Raw genomic sequence first — 17,212 nt, 5'->3', positions numbered from 1 at the left:
ATGGCGACCAGGATGCGACGCGGGCGGGGCCGCTACCAGGGCGGTGTCCCGGCCCTGTGCTCCGCGGTGGTCTGGGGCAGCGGCCAGATCCTCAACCGGCAGGTCGGAAAGGGCCTGATCTTCCTGACCTCGTTCGTCGGCGTCGTGACGAGCGAGGTCGTCACCGGCCACTACCTCCTGGGAGGCAGGGACTACTCCCCACGGGCCAACGGAGGCTGGATCGTCCACGGCCTGTGGGGCCTGGTCACCCTGGGAACCCGCCCCCGGACCATGACCACCTCGGGCCTGACCAGCGGGGACAACTCGGTCACCCTCCTGGCTGACGGCATGATCACCCTCTTCGGGGTCCTGCTCCTGGTCGCGCTGTGGTGGTGGAACGTGAGGGACGCGTGGACCACGGCCCGGGAACGAGCCGGTGGCAGGCCCACTGCCTCCACCCGGCAGTGGCTCCGGAGCCTGTGGCAGCGCTCGACGGCGTACGTCATGTTGACCCCCTCGGCACTCCTGGTCCTGTTCGTCTCGGTCCTGCCCATCGTCTTCGGGATCCTCATTGCCTTCACGAGCTACGACCGTGACCACACCCCGCCTGCGCACCTCGTGCGCTGGGTGGGTCTGGACAACTTCACGACTGTCCTGCGGGTGGGCAGCTGGGCGCGGACCTTTGCGGGGGTCCTGACCTGGACGGTGGTCTGGGCGTTCCTGGCGACGCTGACGACCTACTTCCTCGGGTTCGTCCAGGCGGTCCTCCTCACGCGCAGGGACGTCCTGTGGCCCAGGCTCTGGCGCAGTGTCCTCATCCTGCCCTGGGCCGTCCCGGCCATGGTCTCGGCCCTCGTGTTCCGCTCCATGTTCAACGGGCAGTTCGGCCCCGTCAGCGGCTTTCTGGTGGACATGGGGATCACGGACCAGAGGGTCAACTGGTTCACCGACCCCAACCAGCCAAACCTGGCCCGTGCCGTGGCCCTCCTGGTGAACCTCTGGCTCGGCTTCCCCTACTTTATGGCCCTTATCTCCGGGACCCTGACGAATATTGACTCCAGCCTGTACGAGGCTGCCCGTATCGACGGGGCCTCGGGCCTCCAGGCCTTCAGGGCCATTACCCTCCCCATCGTCTACCGGGCGACCGCCCCCCTGCTGATTATGAGCTTCGTCAGCAACTTCAACAACTTCGGGGTCGTCTACTTCCTCACCCAGGGAGGTCCCGCAGACCCCTCCTACCAGTACGCCGGTGACACCGACCTCCTTATCACCTGGCTCTACAAGCTGACCCTGGACAACCGTATGTACAACATAGGTTCGGTCATGTCGATCCTCATCTTCGTCGTCGTCGGCAGCTTCTCGGTCTGGAACCTGCGACGCTCCCGCGCCATGGAAGGGGCTGACCTGTCGTGAGCATCCAGAGGGTCCGGCGCCACCTCGCCAGGGCTGCCGTGCACTGCGAGCTGGTCGTAATGGCCGCCGTGGTCGTCTACCCCCTCGTGTGGGTCGTCGGCGCCTCCTTCGGGCCGGACAAGGGCCTGGCCAACGCCTCCGCGATCCCCGCCGGGGCGACTCTTGACAACTACCGTGAGCTGCTGACGGGGACGGACTACCCGCGGTGGTACCTCAACTCCCTCATTGTCGCAACCGCCAACGCCGTCCTCAGCGTGGTCCTCTCCGCCTTCAACGCCTATGTGTTCTCACGCCTGAGGTTCCGGGGCAGGAGCGCGGGGCTCCTGGTCATGCTCGTCCTCCAGGTCTTCCCGTCCTTCCTGACTGCCATCGCCGTCTACATGCTGTTCCTCAACCTTGGTCTGCTGGACTCCCTGGTCGGCCTGGTCGTGGTCAGTGTGGCCGCCCAGCTGCCCTACAACACCTGGCTGCTCAAGGGGTATATGGACAATATCTCCACGAGTTTCGACGAGGCGGCGCTCATGGACGGGGCGTCCCGCCTCCAGGTGTTCCGGATCATTATCCTACCGCTGACCAAGCCCATGCTCACCTTCGTGGCGATCACCCAGTTCGCCGTCCCCTGGATGGACTTCGTCCTGCCTCAGCTGCTCATCTCCAGCCCAGAGAAGAAGACGATCGCCATTGGCCTGTTCGCCATGGTCAACGACGCCACCCGCAACGACTTCACTCTCTTTGCCGCCGGCGCCGTCCTCGTCGCGGTCCCTATTACGATCCTCTACATTGTGCTCCAGCGCTACCTCATCTCCGGGCTCACCGTCGGCGGGGAGAAAGGATGACACCCGTGAACAACATCTCCCGCGACACCATGACGCCCCGTGACAGTGCCAAAGGACTCCCGCCCCTGGACGTCCGTGGTATCGACGTCTCCAGCCTGGCCGAGGTGGAGGCCTGCGGCGGACGCTTCTGCCACGACGGGCAGGAGGGCGACCTCCTTGAGATCGCTGCCGGGAACGGGGTCAACCTGGTCCGGCTGCGGTTGTGGGTCAACCCGTACGACGCCGCGGGGCAGGGCTACCTCGGCGGCGGCAACGACCTGGAGACCGACCTCGCCCTGGCCCGGCGTGCCACCAGCCACGGCATGCAGATCATGGTGGATCTTCACTACTCCGACTTCTGGACCGACCCCAGGAAGCAGGTCCTCCCCCGGGAGTGGACGGGTCAGGACCTGTCTGAGCTGGCACTCACCGTCAACCGGTACACCACCGACGTCCTGGGTGCCTTCCTCCGGGCCGGGGTGGTCCCCTCCCGGGTACAGGTCGGCAACGAGATCACCAACGGCATGCTGTGGCCCCTGGGGCAGCTGCCCCGTCACGACGACCGGGCCCATGTCCGGCCAGGGGCCACGCGCCACCAGGAGGCGGCTGCCTTCGACGCCCTGGCCCTCCTGGTCCGTGCGGGCACGACGGCGGTTCGTCGGACCACCCCGGACGCGCGGGTCTGCGTCCACCTGGACGACGGCGGGGACACCGCCCTCTACCAGCACTGGCTCGACCGGATGCTCCAGCGCGGGCTCGACGTGGACGAGGTGGGTCTGTCCTACTACCCCTACTGGCACGGGAGCCTGGACGACCTGAGCGCCACCATGGGCCACATCGCGGGACGCTACGGCCTCGACGTCGTCGTGCTCGAGACCGCCTACGGAGCCAGCACGCGCTCCCACGGGCCCGCCACGGTGCTCAACGAGGAGCTGGTCCAGGCAGGCGGCTACCCGGCCACACCGGAGGGTCAGCTGCGCTACCTGACCGACCTGCGGGACCGTGTCGCCTCCGTCCCGGGAGGGCACGGCCGGGGCCTGGTCTACTGGGAGCCCGCCTGGCTCGCCGTCCCCGGCACCTCCTGGGCGAGCCAGGCTGGCATGCGCTACGGGGACGACGTCGCCCCTGCCGGGCCCTCCTGGGCCAACCAGGCGCTCTTTGACGATAACGGCCAGGCCCTCCCCGCCTGGCAGGTCTTCCGCCCCTGAACCCGTCCCGTGAACAGTCTGTCTACGCTCAAGGAGACAACACATGGAAAGTAGTCACATTCTTAGTCGTCGGTCCTGCCTGGGGATCCTCTCGGGGGCAGCCGCCGTCATAGCTGGTATCGACCTTGCCGGCCCCGCGGCGGCGACAGGACGGGGTGTACCTCACTGGATTAGCGGGGTCGACCTGGGCATGCTCATGGAGGTTGAGGAGAAGGGTGGTCGCTTCTCCACCAGCGCCTCGTCCTCGACCGACGCCGTGAGGATTCTTGCCGACGCCGGCGCTAATCTGGTCCGGCTGAGGCTGTGGGTAGATCCCTACACCACGAGTGGAGAGGCCTACGGTGGTGGGACGAACGACCTTCCCCGGACCATTGTGCTCGCCAAGCGGGTAAGGGCGCAGGGTATGTCGATCCTCCTTGACTTCCACCTCAGTGACTGGTGGGCGGATCCTGGTACCCAGACCAAGCCAAAGGCCTGGCGCAGCCTGACCGGGACGGCCCTGCAGGAGCAGGTCCGTTCCTACACCAGGGGCGTGATCCAGCAGATGAAGGATTCTGATGTCCTGCCCGCTATGGTCCAAATGGGGAACGAGATCAGCTCCGGGGTCCTCTGGGACGACGGCAAGGTCGGCCACGGTAAGGATGACTTCTCAGGTCTCGCCTCCCTCCTTAAAGTCGGGTTCGCTGGGGTCGACGACGCCTTGTCCGGTGAGACCATTGAGAAGGTTCTCCATCTTGACATGGGAGGGGATAACTCACTGTACCGCTGGTGGTTCGACGGGGTGATCGGCCAGGGGGTGGATTTCAATGTCATCGGACTGTCCTACTACCCTTTCTGGCACCGTTCCATGGGTGAGCTCAAGGCCAACCTCAACGACCTGGCGATCCGCTACAAGAAGGATGTCCTTATTGTCGAGACCGCCTACGGATGGACCCTGGAGGACGGGGACGGGATAACAGACTCCTTCTACACCAAGGAGGAGGCAGCCGGAGGGTACCCGGCGTCGGTAGCGGGACAGACGGCGTACCTGAGGGATCTGCGTGACCTGATTGCCGGTGTGCCTGGAGGCCACGGCCGTGGATATATCTGGTGGGAGCCGGCGTGGCTGCCGGTCGGTGACGCCTACTGGGGCAGCGAGGCAGGGGCGCGTGACGCCAATGATACTGGCGTCCGCGGCAACCCCTGGGACAACCAGACCCTGTTTGACTTCCAGGGGCGTGCGCTGGAGACGCAGAAGGTGCTTGCTGAGCCTGTGCCCGACAACCTCCTGTGCAACGGTGACTTTGAGGACGACGGCTATACCACCTCACCGAGCGGCTGGGGAACCTGGAGTCCCGGCTCCGCCCACGACAGGGCTTCGTTCGTCTCAGACCCGGCAGTTCGGGGAACATACAAGCTGACCCACTGGAAGGACAGTGCCTATGTGGTCTCCACCTACCAGGTGCTGACCGGTCTGGCACCGGGCAGCTACCGCGTCCAGGCCTGGGTCCTGAGCTCGGGCGGCCAGGACAGGGCGTACATGTACGCCAAGCGGCACGGCGGCGCTGAGCAGCAGGCCGCGTTGCCGACGTCGAGCAGTATCTGGAAGCTCGTGACGCTTGACGTCACCGTGTCCTCCGGGACCCTGGAGATCGGGTTCTACTCGGATGCTCCCGGAGGCTGCTGGGTCAACGTCGACGACGTCCGGGTCAGCGCAAGGTGAGCCCGTACGGGGTGTCACTGCCGCACGGTGGCACTCCGTAGCGGTTTCAATAGAGCACGTGACAGGAGACCAGCCTATGCCCAGGCGAGGAGCCAAGCGTCCCACGATCCGCGACGTCGCGGAGAGGGCGGGGGTGTCCCGAGGCACTGTCTCGCGCTACCTCAACGGGGGTACCTTCGTCTCCCCCCAGGCGGCCCGCAAGGTGGAGAAGGCCATTGCCGCTACCGGGTACGTGGCCAACCACTCGGCCCGCTCCCTGGCCACCGGGCGGGCTGGCTCCATCGGTTTCCTCCTCACCGAGCCCCAGCAGCTCCTCTTCGAGGATCCCAACTTCTCCACCCTCTACCGCTGTGCTGCGGCAGCTCTCGCCGAGCACGACCTCCCCCTGGTCCTCATGGTGGCGGGCAGTCCCTCCGAGCGGCGGCAGGTTCTGCGCTATATCGAGGCCGGGCACGTCGACGGCGTGCTGCTAGTATCCAGCCACGAGGGCAACCCCGTGGTCAAGGCCCTGCTAGACGCCAGGGTCCCTACGGTGGCCTGCGGCCGTCCCCTGGGCTTTGAGGACCGGATGGGCTACGTGGCCGCTGACGACCGAGGAGGTGCCCGCACCATGACCCGCCACCTGCTCGACGCCGGAGCCCGGCACCTGGCCATGATCGCCGGGCCTGCCGACACCTCCGGAGGACAGGAGCGCCGGGCAGGCTTCCTCGACGTCCTGGGGCCAGGCGCGGACGAGTCGCTGGTCGTCCCGGCCGACTACACGCGGGAGGGCGGTGCACGGGCGGCACGCTCCCTCATGGAGACCCACCCCGAGACAGACGGCCTGTTCGTGGCCTCCGACCTCATGGCCGCGGGCGCGGTGGAGGAGCTGCGGCGCGCCGGGCGGAGGGTACCCGAGGACGTCCTAGTGGGTGGCTTCGACGACTCCAGCTTCGCCCTGACCACCGAGCCAGCGCTGACCACCATGCGTCAGCCTTTCAGGAGGATCAGCGCCGAGATGGTGCGTCTGCTTCTGGAGGCCGTCGAGGGCCAGGACCCCGCTGCCGTCATCCTTCCCACCACCCTGGTGGTCCGCGGCTCGACGGCGCGGGCCTGAGGCCGGAGCTGCGAGGCCGTGTGCCGGGGCCAGCCAAGGGTGCTGGTGAGTCCTGAGGCCCCCGGCAGGGGCGGTGGGCCCGCACGGCGCCGTGGCGGTACGCCAGGGCCCACGCCGGAGTCGGAGTGCAGGCAACGGGCCCGCACGACCGAGCCATCGACTATAGTCGACGCTATCGGCGATTGAGCCGACTCCATCGACCGTAGTCGACAGGAGGGTGTCGTGCCCGAGTCCGACCAGATCGTCCCCCGTCCCCGTTACACCAGCCGTATCGCACCATTCGTTGACGTCCCCGTCATTAAGGTCATCACCGGGGCGCGACGCAGCGGGAAGTCCACCGTCCTCGACATCCTCGCCCAGCAGATCCGCCAGGACCACCCCCGGGCCCAGGTCGTCCATCTCAACCTTGAGTCCACCGCCGGCCTGGGAATCCGGGCCCCTGAGCAGCTGCTCGACCACCTCGTCACCCGAGCGCCCGACCGCGCCCAGCGCGCCTACCTCTTCCTCGACGAGATCCAGCAGGTCCCGGGCTGGGAGCGGGTCGTCAACGCGCTGCGCCTGGACTGGGAGTGCGATATCTACCTCACCGGCTCTAGCTCGCGGATGCTCTCCGGCGACCTCGCCACCCACCTTGCCGGCCGGTACGTGACCACCCGTGTCCAGCCTCTCGCCTTTGCCGAGTACAAGGCCCTGCGTCTTCTCGGCCTGAGTGCCTCGGGAGAGGAGCCGCCGTCGGACCAGGAGCTCTTCCAGGACTATCTGGCTCTGGGAGGGTTCCCCGGTCTGCGCTACTTCCGCGGTGAACGCGAGGCGTCACTAGCCTACCTTCGTAGTGTCTACGACTCGGCTCTCGTCCGCGACGTGATTGAGTACCACCAGATCAGGGACGCGGACCTTTTCCGCCGTGTCGTGACCTACTGCCTGGCAAATATCGGTCGCACCTTCTCGGCGAGCTCGCTCAGCCGGTTCCTGCGCAGTGAGCGTCGGGGTGTCAGCGTGGACACCGTGCTCAACTACCTCACCTACTGCGCCGAGGCGTTCCTCCTCAACCGGGTCCCGCGCTATGACCTCACCTCCAAGCGAGTCCTCGCGGTGGAGGAGAAGTACTACGTGGTGGACCACGGCCTGCGCGAGGCCATGGGCATGTCCGGCTCGACGGCGATCGAGCTCGTCCTGGAGAATATCGTCTACAACGAGCTCACGAGCCGGGGGTGGTCAGTCAGTATCGGGCGCGCTGGCGACCTGGAGATCGACTTCGTCGCCCACCGCGACACGCAGGTGCTCTACGTCCAGGTCAGCTACCTCCTGGCCAGTGAGAGGACGCGGCGCCGTGAGTTCGACGCCCTCCTGGCCGTACCGGACAACCACCCGAAGCTCGTCCTCAGCCTCGACCCCCTCAGTCTCAGTCGCGACGGCGTCGAGCACCGTAACCTCGTGGAGTGGCTGCTCGCGGCAGAGGAGTAAGAGAGGCAGGCTGGCGGGCTCCTGGTAGCAGCCGGAGGCGGCTCCTGGTCCTGAGGGCGACTGAACCTGGGGTAGTACGGGTGGTAAGGCCGCTGGGATGGGTGATGAGCTACAGCGTCTCGGCCCATATACTGGCGGACTGCTTAATCGAATTAACGATGTTCAAGGTCCTGGTCATTGTCTCGGCGACAGGACGAAGCGCCCGGGAGAACTCGGCAAAGGCCCTCAGCTGCAGGGCCATGTCGTCAGTACCTGGGAGCTCCAGTGACGTGGCCAGATCCGTTAGTGAGGTCCTCAGCGCGTCAGAGAGCTCGTCGACCCCGGCGGCGCCGGTGAGGCGGACCAGGTCGCTCACGTCCTTGTCAAGGGCGCTCCACGCCTCGGAGAATGACGACGTCGCCGCCTCCAGGGCCTGTCGGCTCGGCTCCAGTCCTCGGGCAATGCGCCTGACCTGGGTGGGGGTGGGTAATGAGCCCTGGGGGACGAGTGCGAACTCCTTGCTCGTGGCCGAGCCGAAAGTGCTCATGGCCTTGTCCAGGGTGTCCATCTCGTGCTGGAGGCGAGGCAGGTGATTCTCCTGGATGGTGTCGAGTAGCTCAACGATACCAGGGTCCGCGTCATCCGCACTCGACGGCTCCGCAGGGTTGGTGTCCATTGAGGTGGTAGGGCCCTCTGCGTTCCTCGCCTTAATGCGCTTGACCAGCTCGCGCCCGATTTCCCGGGCAGCCCTCCGGAACTGGGGGCTGTCAGGCTCCAGGTCCTCGAGGGGGGTCTTGGGTTCAAGCCACTGGTGCTCGTCAATAGCGGCGTGGATAACCTGTGCCGTCGGGTCGTCACGCAGGGCGGGCAGGTTCCAGTCCGGTTCGTCGACGAGCAGGGTGAGAATACCGTTGTATCCCGCTTTCCTGGTCTTGTCCCTGAACTGGAGGAACTCCTTGCGGCACGCCTCGGACGTGAGGTAGCGGGTGGTGACCATGGCGAGCAGGAAGGTGGTGCGCTCCACCTCGTCCCGCAGCCTCTCGCTCCACCTGTCACCCCATCGTAGGATCTCCTCGTCATTACGGAGGTCAATAGGGGTACCTTTGAAGTCGCATGTCCTGGCCACCTCCTCGGCGAACTTGACCAGTGCGCCTTCAAGGTAGTCGTTGTCGGCGTGGACGTAGCTCAGGAACACCGTCGGGACAGGTGCTGCGGAAGGTACGGCCGTCACCTTCTCCTTTTCGTGGTCAATTGGCGTGAGCAGTGCTGTGGGCGGTGTCGGGGACCTTACGGGAACGGGGTCCGGAGACGCCTTGCCCAGCTCCCGACGGGAGGTCAGGCACGCCAGCGGGAGCGCCCACAGGCCGTCGTCAATCTCCTCGAACTCGGTTCCTGTGTAGACGACGAAACCCCGGTGCAGGCCGCCGTCCTTGCGCATCGCCTTCAGCCCCTGCAGGTCCTTGAGGCTAATGCTGGAGGCCAGTTTCACCTCGACGCCTACCCGGCGTCCCCGACCGTCCACCAGGACCAGGTCGACCTCCTTCCCGGTCCTGTTGTCCCGCCAGTAGAAGGCGTCAGTAGCAGCCGTCGCCCAGCCCTGTGCGGCAAGGAGCTGGTTTACTACCCAGGTCTCCAGGACCTGCCCTGTGAGCTCGGGGGAGCTGGCAATATTATGTCCTGCGCGGATCAGGCTCTCGCAGGTACTGGAGGTGTCAACCGCATGCCCCTTGGGTGCTCTCCGGGCTGCCCGGGTCACCCCGCCCTTCAGGTTGGGTAGCAGGGTCCTGAGGAACCTGCGCTGGAGGATACCGAGGTAGCGGCCCACGGTCCGGGCGTCGAGGTCAAGCTCCTGTCCGATCCGGGTACGGTTAATCTGTCCTCCGGGCGTGCGCAGGACGGTGTCGAGGACCGCCCGTGCGGTGCCGACGTCCAGGGGCTCGGTGGGGAGCACCTGGTCCCCGAGTATGGCGAGCGTGTCCGTCTGCACCTGGTTCTGCCAGGCGGCACGTGAGCGTGGCAGACGAGGGAGCGCGAAAGCGGGCAGGCCTCCGGCTTCCAGGAGCCTGTGCAGCCCGGGGCCCTGGACGGAGGGGACCTGGACGGGTACCAGGGGTGAGTCGAAGAGGACGTCTACCAGGCTCGGCGTGGAGGAGTCGGGCGGACCGTCCAGCTCCAGGCGCGTGAACGGGTGTAGGGTGAGTCTGCTCGCCCGCCCGACCAGGGGGTCGCTGCTCTCCATCGTGCCTCGTCCGACCGAGGCGGAACCTGTCAGCAGGAAGTGGTGGCCTTGGGGGAGGGTGTCAACCAGCTCCTTGACCGCCACGCTGACGGCTGGCACCACCTGGGCCTCGTCAATGACGGCCGGGCGTCGCAGCGAGCGCACCCACCTGAGCGCGTCCTGACGGGCTCGTTCTGCCGCCGCCGGGTCGGTGAGCGACTGGTATGAGGCGTAGGTGCCCGCCTCCGTGAGGTGGCGTGCCAGGCTGGACTTCCCGACGGCACGCCGCCCCTCCATAATCGCGACCTGGTGCGAGGTGCGCACCGCGAAGACCTGCTCGATGGCCCGGTGATGGTACGGCAGTGACGGCACAGAGACAGCCTACCGCACGGCCTGGGAAACCGGCATTGGATGTAGGAATTTTCCTACATCCAATGCCGGTTTTTTCCGATTCGGCTCTCGGAGGCGGTGTGGCCGAGGCAGTGTGGCCTGAGGGTGGCTGGCCGCCCTCGGCCCGGTGCGGGCTGGTGTGGTCGGGGGCGGGGACGCAGCCGGTCCGGGGCTGACGCACGGTGCTGCGCCTGTGCGTGGTCGCCGATCGTGAGGACGCAGCCTGGGGCTGGCAGCCAGTCCGCGTCCTCCGCCCCGCTCACCCGGCCCGGCGCAGGTGGCGGCCACCGGCTTCGGCGGGCCCCTGGGGACCGTTCACCCGGCCCGGCGCAGGCGCAGGGAGTTGGTGACCACAATGACGCTGGAGGACGCCATGGCGGCTCCCGCGATCATGGGGTTGAGCAGTCCGGCCATGGCCAGTGGGATGGCGGCCACATTGTAGGCGAAGGCCCAGAACAGGTTCTGCCGGATAATCCGCAGGGTCGCCCGGCTCACCCGCACCGCGGCCACGGCCGCCTCCAGGTCGGTGCGCACCAGGGTGACGTCCGCGGCCTCAATGGCCACGTCCGCCCCCGACCCCATGGCCAGGCCCAGGCCCTGCGTACTGGCCTGGGCCAGGGCCGCGGCGTCGTTCACCCCGTCCCCGACCACGCCCACATTGCGTCCCTCGGCCTGCAGGGCGGCGACGACGTCGCGCTTGTCCTCGGGGCGGACCTCGGAGCGCACGTCGGCGGACGCGATCCCGACCTGGGCGGCCACGTGCGCCGCCGCCCGGGGGTTGTCCCCGGTCAGGAGCACGGGGCGGATACCCAGCTCGCGCAGGTCGGTGACGGCCTTGCGTGAGGACGGGCGCACGGTGTCGCGCACCGCCAGCACGGCGCGGGCGTCCAGGACCTGGTGGCCGGGCTGGGTGCCCGGAGTGCGCTGGCTCGTCTGAGTGGCACGGGTGCCGGGACTTCTCACGGTCCCCGAGCTCTGGCCGGGCCGGGTGGGCTCGGCCCCGGGGGCGGGCCCCACGGCCAGGACGACGGCGGTGGCCCCCGACTCCTCGGCCCGCTCCAGCGCCGCGGCCAGGCCCTCGCCCAGCACCACGCCCTGCTCGGTGAGCCAGGACGCCCGCCCGACGGCGACCGTGCGCCCCTCCACCACACCGGTCACGCCCCGGCCCTCGTGGTTGGCAAAGTCGGTGACGACGGCCAGTCGGGGTGGGACGGGGGCGTTGGTCCGGGCGCCGGGGGCGGAAAGGGTCGTCGTGTCCGTGTCCCCGGTTCGGGCTCCTGCGGCCCGGGCACCGGGGGTCCCGGTGCTGGCCGCTGGCGGGGTGGCTGCGTCGGTACTGGCCGCTGGCGGGGCGGCTTCCTCGGAGCGTGCTGCCGGGGCGGGCTCCGAGGGCTGTGCGTGCTGCGGGCCGCCAGGGGTCCCGGTGCCCGACGCCGGGGCGGTCTCCAGGTGCTCGCGGGCCGCCGTGGCGATGGCGGCGGCCACGGGGTGCTCGCTGGCGGCCTCCAGGGCCCCGGCCAGGTACAGGTCAGCCTCGCTCAGCGGGCCCGTACCTGCCACCCGCATGCTGGTGCTGGCGTCGGTCTTGTCCGTGGGGGCACTGACCTCGCTCATGTTATTGCCGGTGCTCCCGGCGTCGGGGCTGCGGGTGGCGGCGCCGTCGGCCCCGGCCCCACCGGTGGCGGCGCCGTCGGCCCCGGAGGGGACGCTGGCCGACGCCTCCGCGTCCAGGCTCATGCGCCCGGTGGTGACGGTGCCGGTCTTGTCCAGGACCATGGTGTCCAGGGAGCGCGTGGACTCCAGGACCTCAGGCCCCTTGATGACCACGCCGAGCTGGGCGGCCCGGCCGGTGCCCACGAGCAGGGCGGTGGGCGTGGCCAGGCCCAGGGCGCAGGGGCAGGCGATGACCAGGACCGCCACCGCCGCCGTGAAGGACGCCTGGGCGTTGTGCCCGGTGACCAGCCACCCCGCCAGCGTCAGGGCCGACAGCCCCAGCACCACCGGTACGAACACCCCCGAGACCCGGTCCGCCAGGCGCTGGACGGGCGCCTTGCCCGCCTGCGCGGCCGTGACCATGGCCCCGATCCGAGCCAGCGTGGTGCCCTCGCCCACGGCGGTGGCCCGCACCAGCAGCACCCCGGAGGTGTTGACGGTGGCGCCGGTGACGACGTCACCCACCCCCACGTCCACGGGCACGGACTCGCCGGTGAGCAGGGAGGCGTCCACGGCACTGCGTCCCTCGACCACGACCCCGTCGGTGGCCACCTTCTCCCCGGGGCGCACGCAGAACAGGTCCCCGGCACGCAGCTCGTCCACCGGCACGCGCTCCTGGGTGCGGGTGGCCTCAGGCAGGGGAGCGCCCTCCTCGTCCAGGACGTCGACGGCGTCGGTGGAGCCCGACGGCGAGGTCAGGCGCACCCGGGTGACCTCCTTGGCACCGAGCTCCAGCAGGGCGCGCAGGGCGTCGCCGGAGCGGTACCGGGCGCGCGCCTCGGCGTAGCGGCCCGCCAGCAGGAAGGTGGTCACCCAGGCCGCCGACTCGAAGTACATGTGGGCCGCGTGCCCCTGGTGGCGGGGTAGGAGCTCCATGGTCATCTGTGTGCCGATCTCCCCGGCCCCGCCCCAGATAAGGGCCCACAGGCTCCAGGCGGTGGCGGCGACCACCCCCAGGGACACGAGCGTGTCCATGGTGAAGGCGCCGTGGCGCAGGGCACGGGCGGCGGCCCGGTGGAAGGGCCAGGCGCCCCAGGTCGCCACCGGCAGCGCCATGAGGGCGACCGTCCACTGCCAGCCGGGCAGCTGGAGGGCCGGGACCATGGAGACCACCATGACGGGTACGGACAGGACGAGGCTGTAGACCAGGCGCAGGCGCAGGTCAGCGGCCCGGGCGACCTGGGAGGCGCCCAGGCGCGGGGCCTGGTCGGGATGCGGGGTCTGGGGGACTGGTGCGGTGTCCTCGGTGGGCGTGGTGTCCTCGGTGGGTGCGGCGTCTGACCGTGCGGCGACGTCGGCGGACGGGACGGCAGGTCCCTCGCTCCCAGCCCCTCTGCCCGCTGGTGCGGTGTGCTCGGTGGGTGCGGTGGTGGGAATAGCTAGGGCGTCCTGGCCTCGTGGCGCTGGTCCCGCGGAGGTGCCGGACGTGGTGCTGGTACCGCTGGTGAGGACCCCGCTGCGGGTGCTGTCCGCTCCGGTGGAGGCGGTCTCGGGGAGGGTGCCGGGTGTCCTGGGGTCGGAGGGTCCGGCGTCGGCCGTGAGGGGACCCTTGGTGCGGGTGCCCTTGAGCCGGGCCGTGTAGCCGGCGCGGGCGACCGCCGCCAGCAGGTCGTCGTCCGAGATCCCGGCGGGCGCGGTCACCCGGGCGGTCTCGGTGGCCAGGTTGACGCTGGCGCTCACCCCGTCGAGCCTGGACAGCTTCTTCTCCACGCGGGCCACGCACGACGCGCAGGTCATGCCCTCCACGCCGAGGGTGATAACGCGCTGGCCTGAGGCCTCAGGGTGGGAAGCGGGTACGGGACTCATAAGTGCCTTCTTGGTTTCGGAGTATACTGATAAGTCACACCTATCAAGGGTGCGACCGGTGCAGGAGCAGCTGATCTGCCCCGGACGGAGTTGCACATTCTTTTTACAATCGTCGATCAAACAATGGCGGGATCATGCGGATCGACTGGTCGGTGCGGGGCCTGTGAACCAGGATGAATGTGCAACGCAGGCGCCGTTGCACATTCATCCTGTCCCCGGTCCTCTCCCGGAGGGACAAAACGTTGGAAACATGTCACTCGCCCACTGTCGACCCCGTAATGAATGTGCAACTCCGTCCGGGGTGGCAGGAGGGTTCGGATGGGTGGCCCGCCGCGGGGTGCCCTGCTGCAGGGGCGCGGGGTGGTTACAGCGCGTCCTGGTCGCTGGTACCCCTACCTCGCTCGTCGCAGGCGGGTGTGGGGGTGGTGCCGCGGTGTCGGGCCACCCCGGCGAGCGGGTGCTCGCGAGGGTGGGGGCCGGAGGCGGGTCCGCAGGGCCGTACGGTGCGGGTCGGAGTCGCTCTCACGCGGTGGCGTAGAGGCGGTCCTCCCGCAGGGCCGTACGGTGCGGAGACACCTGCCAGGGCCACTGCCCGGCACGGTCCCGCCCGGGCGGGGAGTACCCGGGCCCAGATGGCCTGTGATGAGCCCGGGCGGTGTGTGGCTGGGCGCGGCCACGGGACTGCCTGGCTGGGGTCCGGCGGACCGCGTAGCTCACGTCCAGGATCCGCTGCTGCGTGGGCCGGTGCGGGCACCGAGGTCACCGAAGGCGGTGCTGTTCTGCCGTCCTCCGTTGCCGCGTCCCCGGGCCCTGTCGTGGCTGCGGCCACCTGCTGCCGTGTGGGCCAGGGCGGGGCTCGGTGAGGACGTGGGCCGCACCGGCCCTAATTACCGTGCGGGCTGGGGCGGGAGTCCGTACCACGCCGAGGATCCAGCTCGGTCCCCACCCGTTACCGCGCGGGCTAGGACGGGAGGGACGGAGGTCCCTCCTCGCCATCCCCGCGCTCACTACCACGCGGGCAAGGGGCGCCGTACGTGGTGCGGCCTGGTGACGTCCTGCCCACGCAGGCTGGGGGCGGAGTGAGCCGCTGTCTTGTAAACAGCGGGTCGTCGGCCCTGGCCCACGCAGGCTGGGAGCGGAGACGGTCGAGATCAGCTGGCGTCTGCCGGTGCCCCCTTGGCCCACGCGGGCCGTGGGCCAAGGGGGTGGACGGGAGCCTCAGACGGCGGGCGTGTCGCGCTCGACCGCGTCGAGGGTGTAGTCCCCGGCCTCGTTAATGGCCTCAGCCAGGGCGGCGTCGGACAGCACGGTGTCGGAGACGACTGTGACAGTGGACTGCCCGCCCTTGTTGAGCAGGACGGAGACGTTCTTGACGCCGGCGACCGCCTCAAGCTCCTCGGTGACGTGGGTGACGCAGTGCCCGCAGGTGAGTCCGGAGACCTTGAGGGTGGTGGTGCGGTCGACGCCGGTGGCGGTGAACTCGGTCATGGTGTGCTCCTGTGGTTGCGGTGGGCGGCCCGGGTGGGGCCGACTACGGGTAGGGGGTAGGCCGGGGCGGGCCCGGCCAGTGGCGCCGCCCAGGTGGCTGCGCGGCGTCGGGGGCTCAGGACCGTACAAGACGGGCTATGGCGTCGGAGGCCTCGCGGATCTTGGCCTGGCCCTCCGCCTCGGAGGACTGGGCGGCGTGGATGACGCAGTGGCTCATGTGGTCCTCCAGCAGGCCCAGGCTCACGGCCTGGAGGGCCTTGGTGGCGGCGGCGATCTGGGTCAGGACGTCAATGCAGTACACGTCCTGCTCGACCATCCGCGAGATACCACGGACCTGGCCCTCCACGCGCCGCAGGCGCTTGAGGTGGTCGTCCTTGGTTCCGGTGTAGCCAGCCATGTATCCTCCCTGGTCGTCAGCAGACAGAATACCCCTAGGGGGTAGGGGTGTCAAGAGGGTTGCTTTCAGTGCGGGATGTCGCGCCCACCCACGACGGGCCGGGCCCTGCCTCCGGGAGCTTCCGGTGCGAGGGGTCGTGCTCCGGGTCGGTCGGTGCGGGGGCGATCAGCTCGGTCGTGCCCGGGGACGGGGGAGGGGACTGGTCGCCGCCCTGGCCAGGTACCCGACACCGGGCTGCGCCCGGCCCTGGGAGAGCGGAGGAGGACGTCGCGCCCGGCGTGGGGTGGACTATCCCTGCTCGCGTGGGGTCGGCCTGGCTATACCTGGCACACGGGCGGTACTCCCGGACCAGGTGCGGACGAAGCCGACCGGCGGCTATACCCCTGGCACGCGGCGGTACAGCTCCCGCGTGGACCGACGTCGTGCCATGCTTGGGACCATGAGCGTGCAGGACCTTGATGAGACCGACTGGGCCCCCGCGGGGTGGGAGCCCCAGGACGTGAGCGCACTGGACGACTCCCCCTTCGGCTCCGTCCTGTCAGGGTCGATGATCTATGACGTCTCCGTCCTGGACCCCACTCCCGGCTGGCAGCCCGAGGACGACGTCGCCACCGAGCCCGCCGCGCCCGGCGACCAGAACCCCACCCCGCCTCCGCCCTCCCGGAGGACGGCGGCGCCGGCCACGGCTGCCGCCCACACGGCCGCTGCTCGGACCTCGCAGCGCACCGCAGCAGGACGGACGGCGGCGCCGGCCACGGCCTCCCGCCGGACCACCGTGCCCCAGGCGCGCCGCACCGCATCCCGTCTGGCTGCCCAAAGGAGCACGGCGCCGGGAGGCGCGGTGCCGGGTACATCAGGCAGGGCACCCGCCCGGCCGCCAGGACCACGGCTGGCGGGGGCCGGAGGTCCGCCACGCCTCCCGGGTCCGGCATCCTGGGGCCAGACAGGCGTGTCCGGTAGTCCGTGGGCACCGCCCGGCACCGACCCCCGCCTGGTCACCCGGGCGGCCCAGCGCCCCGCCGCGCCCCAGCCGTATGCCCCCGGAGCCCCGTCAGGCGCCTACGGCTACGGGCGGGGACCGGGCTCCGGGCGAGGACCGTCCCGCGTGCCGGGGTCCCGGTACGGGCAGGCGCCTGCTCCGCAGACCCGGCAGGCAGCCACCTGGCAGCCCGCGAACCGGGCGGCCGGTACGGTGGGCAGCCCCTACGCCTCGCCCAGGATCACGCCGTCGTCCGATCACGGGAGCTGGTACACGGGTCTGTGGATCGTTATCGTCCTGGTCTTCCTGGCCATGATGCGGGCCGTCCTGAGCTGAGACGGGCGGGGGCACGGCGATGGCCGCCTGTCCCCGCCGCGTGGCGAGCCCCTGGTGCCTGTGCCCCTGACAGTGGGTAATGCGGGCGTGCGCACTGCGGGCCGGGTGCCCTGGTCCCCGTGCCCCTGACGGTGACGCCGGGGGAACCTGTTCGGGTCACGTACGCGGTGCACCCGGACCCCTGAAGTGAAGTCGTGCCGGCACGCAGCCGGTGAGGTCGTCTCACCGC

11 protein-coding genes are annotated in these 17,212 nt (G+C 69.4%); 7 read left to right on the top strand and 4 right to left on the bottom strand.

Annotated elements, in window-relative coordinates:
* The 6 genes from C3V41_RS09230 (at position 1) to C3V41_RS09205 (ending at position 7,677) form a co-directional block, all read left to right on the top strand.
* The gene (locus tag C3V41_RS09230; RefSeq protein WP_106110015.1) at positions 1-1,392 is read left to right on the top strand and encodes a carbohydrate ABC transporter permease; all 1,392 of its coding nucleotides are present in this window, start codon (positions 1-3) and stop codon (positions 1,390-1,392) included.
* Positions 1,389-2,228 carry a sugar ABC transporter permease gene (locus tag C3V41_RS09225; RefSeq protein ID WP_217350932.1) on the top strand — a complete coding sequence of 280 codons (840 nt, stop codon included), beginning with the start codon at positions 1,389-1,391 and terminating at the stop codon, positions 2,226-2,228. Before C3V41_RS09230 ends, C3V41_RS09225 begins: the two co-directional genes overlap by 4 nt.
* Before the next feature lie 5 nt (positions 2,229-2,233).
* Complete coding sequence (locus tag C3V41_RS09220) at positions 2,234-3,415, top strand: glycoside hydrolase family 53 protein (RefSeq protein WP_217350931.1); 1,182 nt, start codon at positions 2,234-2,236, stop codon at positions 3,413-3,415.
* A gap of 43 nt (positions 3,416-3,458) precedes the next feature.
* On the top strand, positions 3,459-5,117 hold the full coding sequence (locus tag C3V41_RS09215; protein WP_106110014.1) for a glycoside hydrolase family 53 protein: 1,659 nt from the start codon (positions 3,459-3,461) through the stop codon (positions 5,115-5,117).
* A 76-nt stretch (positions 5,118-5,193) separates the two neighbouring features.
* Positions 5,194-6,213 (top strand): LacI family DNA-binding transcriptional regulator, encoded by a 1,020-nt coding sequence (locus C3V41_RS09210; RefSeq protein WP_106110013.1) that lies wholly within the window; start codon positions 5,194-5,196, stop codon positions 6,211-6,213.
* 222 nt (positions 6,214-6,435) lie between these two features.
* Complete coding sequence (locus C3V41_RS09205; RefSeq protein ID WP_165271625.1) at positions 6,436-7,677, top strand: ATP-binding protein; 1,242 nt, start codon at positions 6,436-6,438, stop codon at positions 7,675-7,677.
* Positions 7,678-7,786: 109 nt separating this feature from the next.
* Here C3V41_RS09205 and C3V41_RS09200 read toward each other — a convergent pair whose 3' ends face one another.
* The 4 genes from C3V41_RS09200 to C3V41_RS09185 all read right to left on the bottom strand — a co-directional run bounded on the left by C3V41_RS09200 (position 7,787) and on the right by C3V41_RS09185 (position 15,668).
* Complete coding sequence (locus C3V41_RS09200) at positions 7,787-10,246, bottom strand: DUF4143 domain-containing protein (RefSeq protein WP_129591543.1); 2,460 nt, start codon at positions 10,244-10,246, stop codon at positions 7,787-7,789.
* A 333-nt stretch (positions 10,247-10,579) separates the two neighbouring features.
* Complete coding sequence (locus tag C3V41_RS09195) at positions 10,580-13,783, bottom strand: heavy metal translocating P-type ATPase (protein WP_174714770.1); 3,204 nt, start codon at positions 13,781-13,783, stop codon at positions 10,580-10,582.
* 1,218 nt (positions 13,784-15,001) lie between these two features.
* A complete protein-coding gene (locus C3V41_RS09190; RefSeq protein WP_106110011.1) occupies positions 15,002-15,271 on the bottom strand; it encodes a heavy-metal-associated domain-containing protein in 270 nt (89 codons plus the stop codon).
* A 115-nt stretch (positions 15,272-15,386) separates the two neighbouring features.
* The gene (locus C3V41_RS09185) at positions 15,387-15,668 is read right to left on the bottom strand and encodes a metal-sensitive transcriptional regulator (protein WP_106110010.1); all 282 of its coding nucleotides are present in this window, start codon (positions 15,666-15,668) and stop codon (positions 15,387-15,389) included.
* A gap of 439 nt (positions 15,669-16,107) precedes the next feature.
* Here C3V41_RS09185 and C3V41_RS12885 point away from each other — a divergent pair, with 439 nt between their 5' ends.
* On the top strand, positions 16,108-16,983 hold the full coding sequence (locus C3V41_RS12885; protein WP_129591542.1) for a hypothetical protein: 876 nt from the start codon (positions 16,108-16,110) through the stop codon (positions 16,981-16,983).
* Positions 16,984-17,212 lie beyond the last annotated feature (229 nt).

Origin of the sequence: Actinomyces sp. oral taxon 897 (genome assembly GCF_002999235.1) — a bacterium.
In the GTDB taxonomy this organism is placed as follows: Bacteria; Actinomycetota; Actinomycetes; order Actinomycetales; family Actinomycetaceae; genus Actinomyces.
The sequence above is the reverse complement of the archived record's forward strand: the minus strand, read 5'-3'. Positions and strand labels throughout refer to the sequence as shown.

Bases quoted from the DNA above. Each gene is read 5' to 3' on its own strand.
- C3V41_RS09230 (WP_106110015.1), top strand. From the start codon at position 1: ATGGCGACCAGGATGCGACGCGGGCGGGGCCGCTACCAGGGCGGTGTC.
- C3V41_RS09215 (WP_106110014.1), top strand. From the start codon at position 3,459: ATGGAAAGTAGTCACATTCTTAGTCGTCGGTCCTGCCTGGGGATCCTC.
- C3V41_RS09210 (WP_106110013.1), top strand. From the start codon at position 5,194: ATGCCCAGGCGAGGAGCCAAGCGTCCCACGATCCGCGACGTCGCGGAG.
- C3V41_RS09195 (WP_174714770.1), bottom strand. From the start codon at position 13,783: ATGAGTCCCGTACCCGCTTCCCACCCTGAGGCCTCAGGCCAGCGCGTT.
- C3V41_RS09190 (WP_106110011.1), bottom strand. From the start codon at position 15,271: ATGACCGAGTTCACCGCCACCGGCGTCGACCGCACCACCACCCTCAAG.
- C3V41_RS09185 (WP_106110010.1), bottom strand. From the start codon at position 15,668: ATGGCTGGCTACACCGGAACCAAGGACGACCACCTCAAGCGCCTGCGG.
- C3V41_RS12885 (WP_129591542.1), top strand. From the start codon at position 16,108: ATGAGCGTGCAGGACCTTGATGAGACCGACTGGGCCCCCGCGGGGTGG.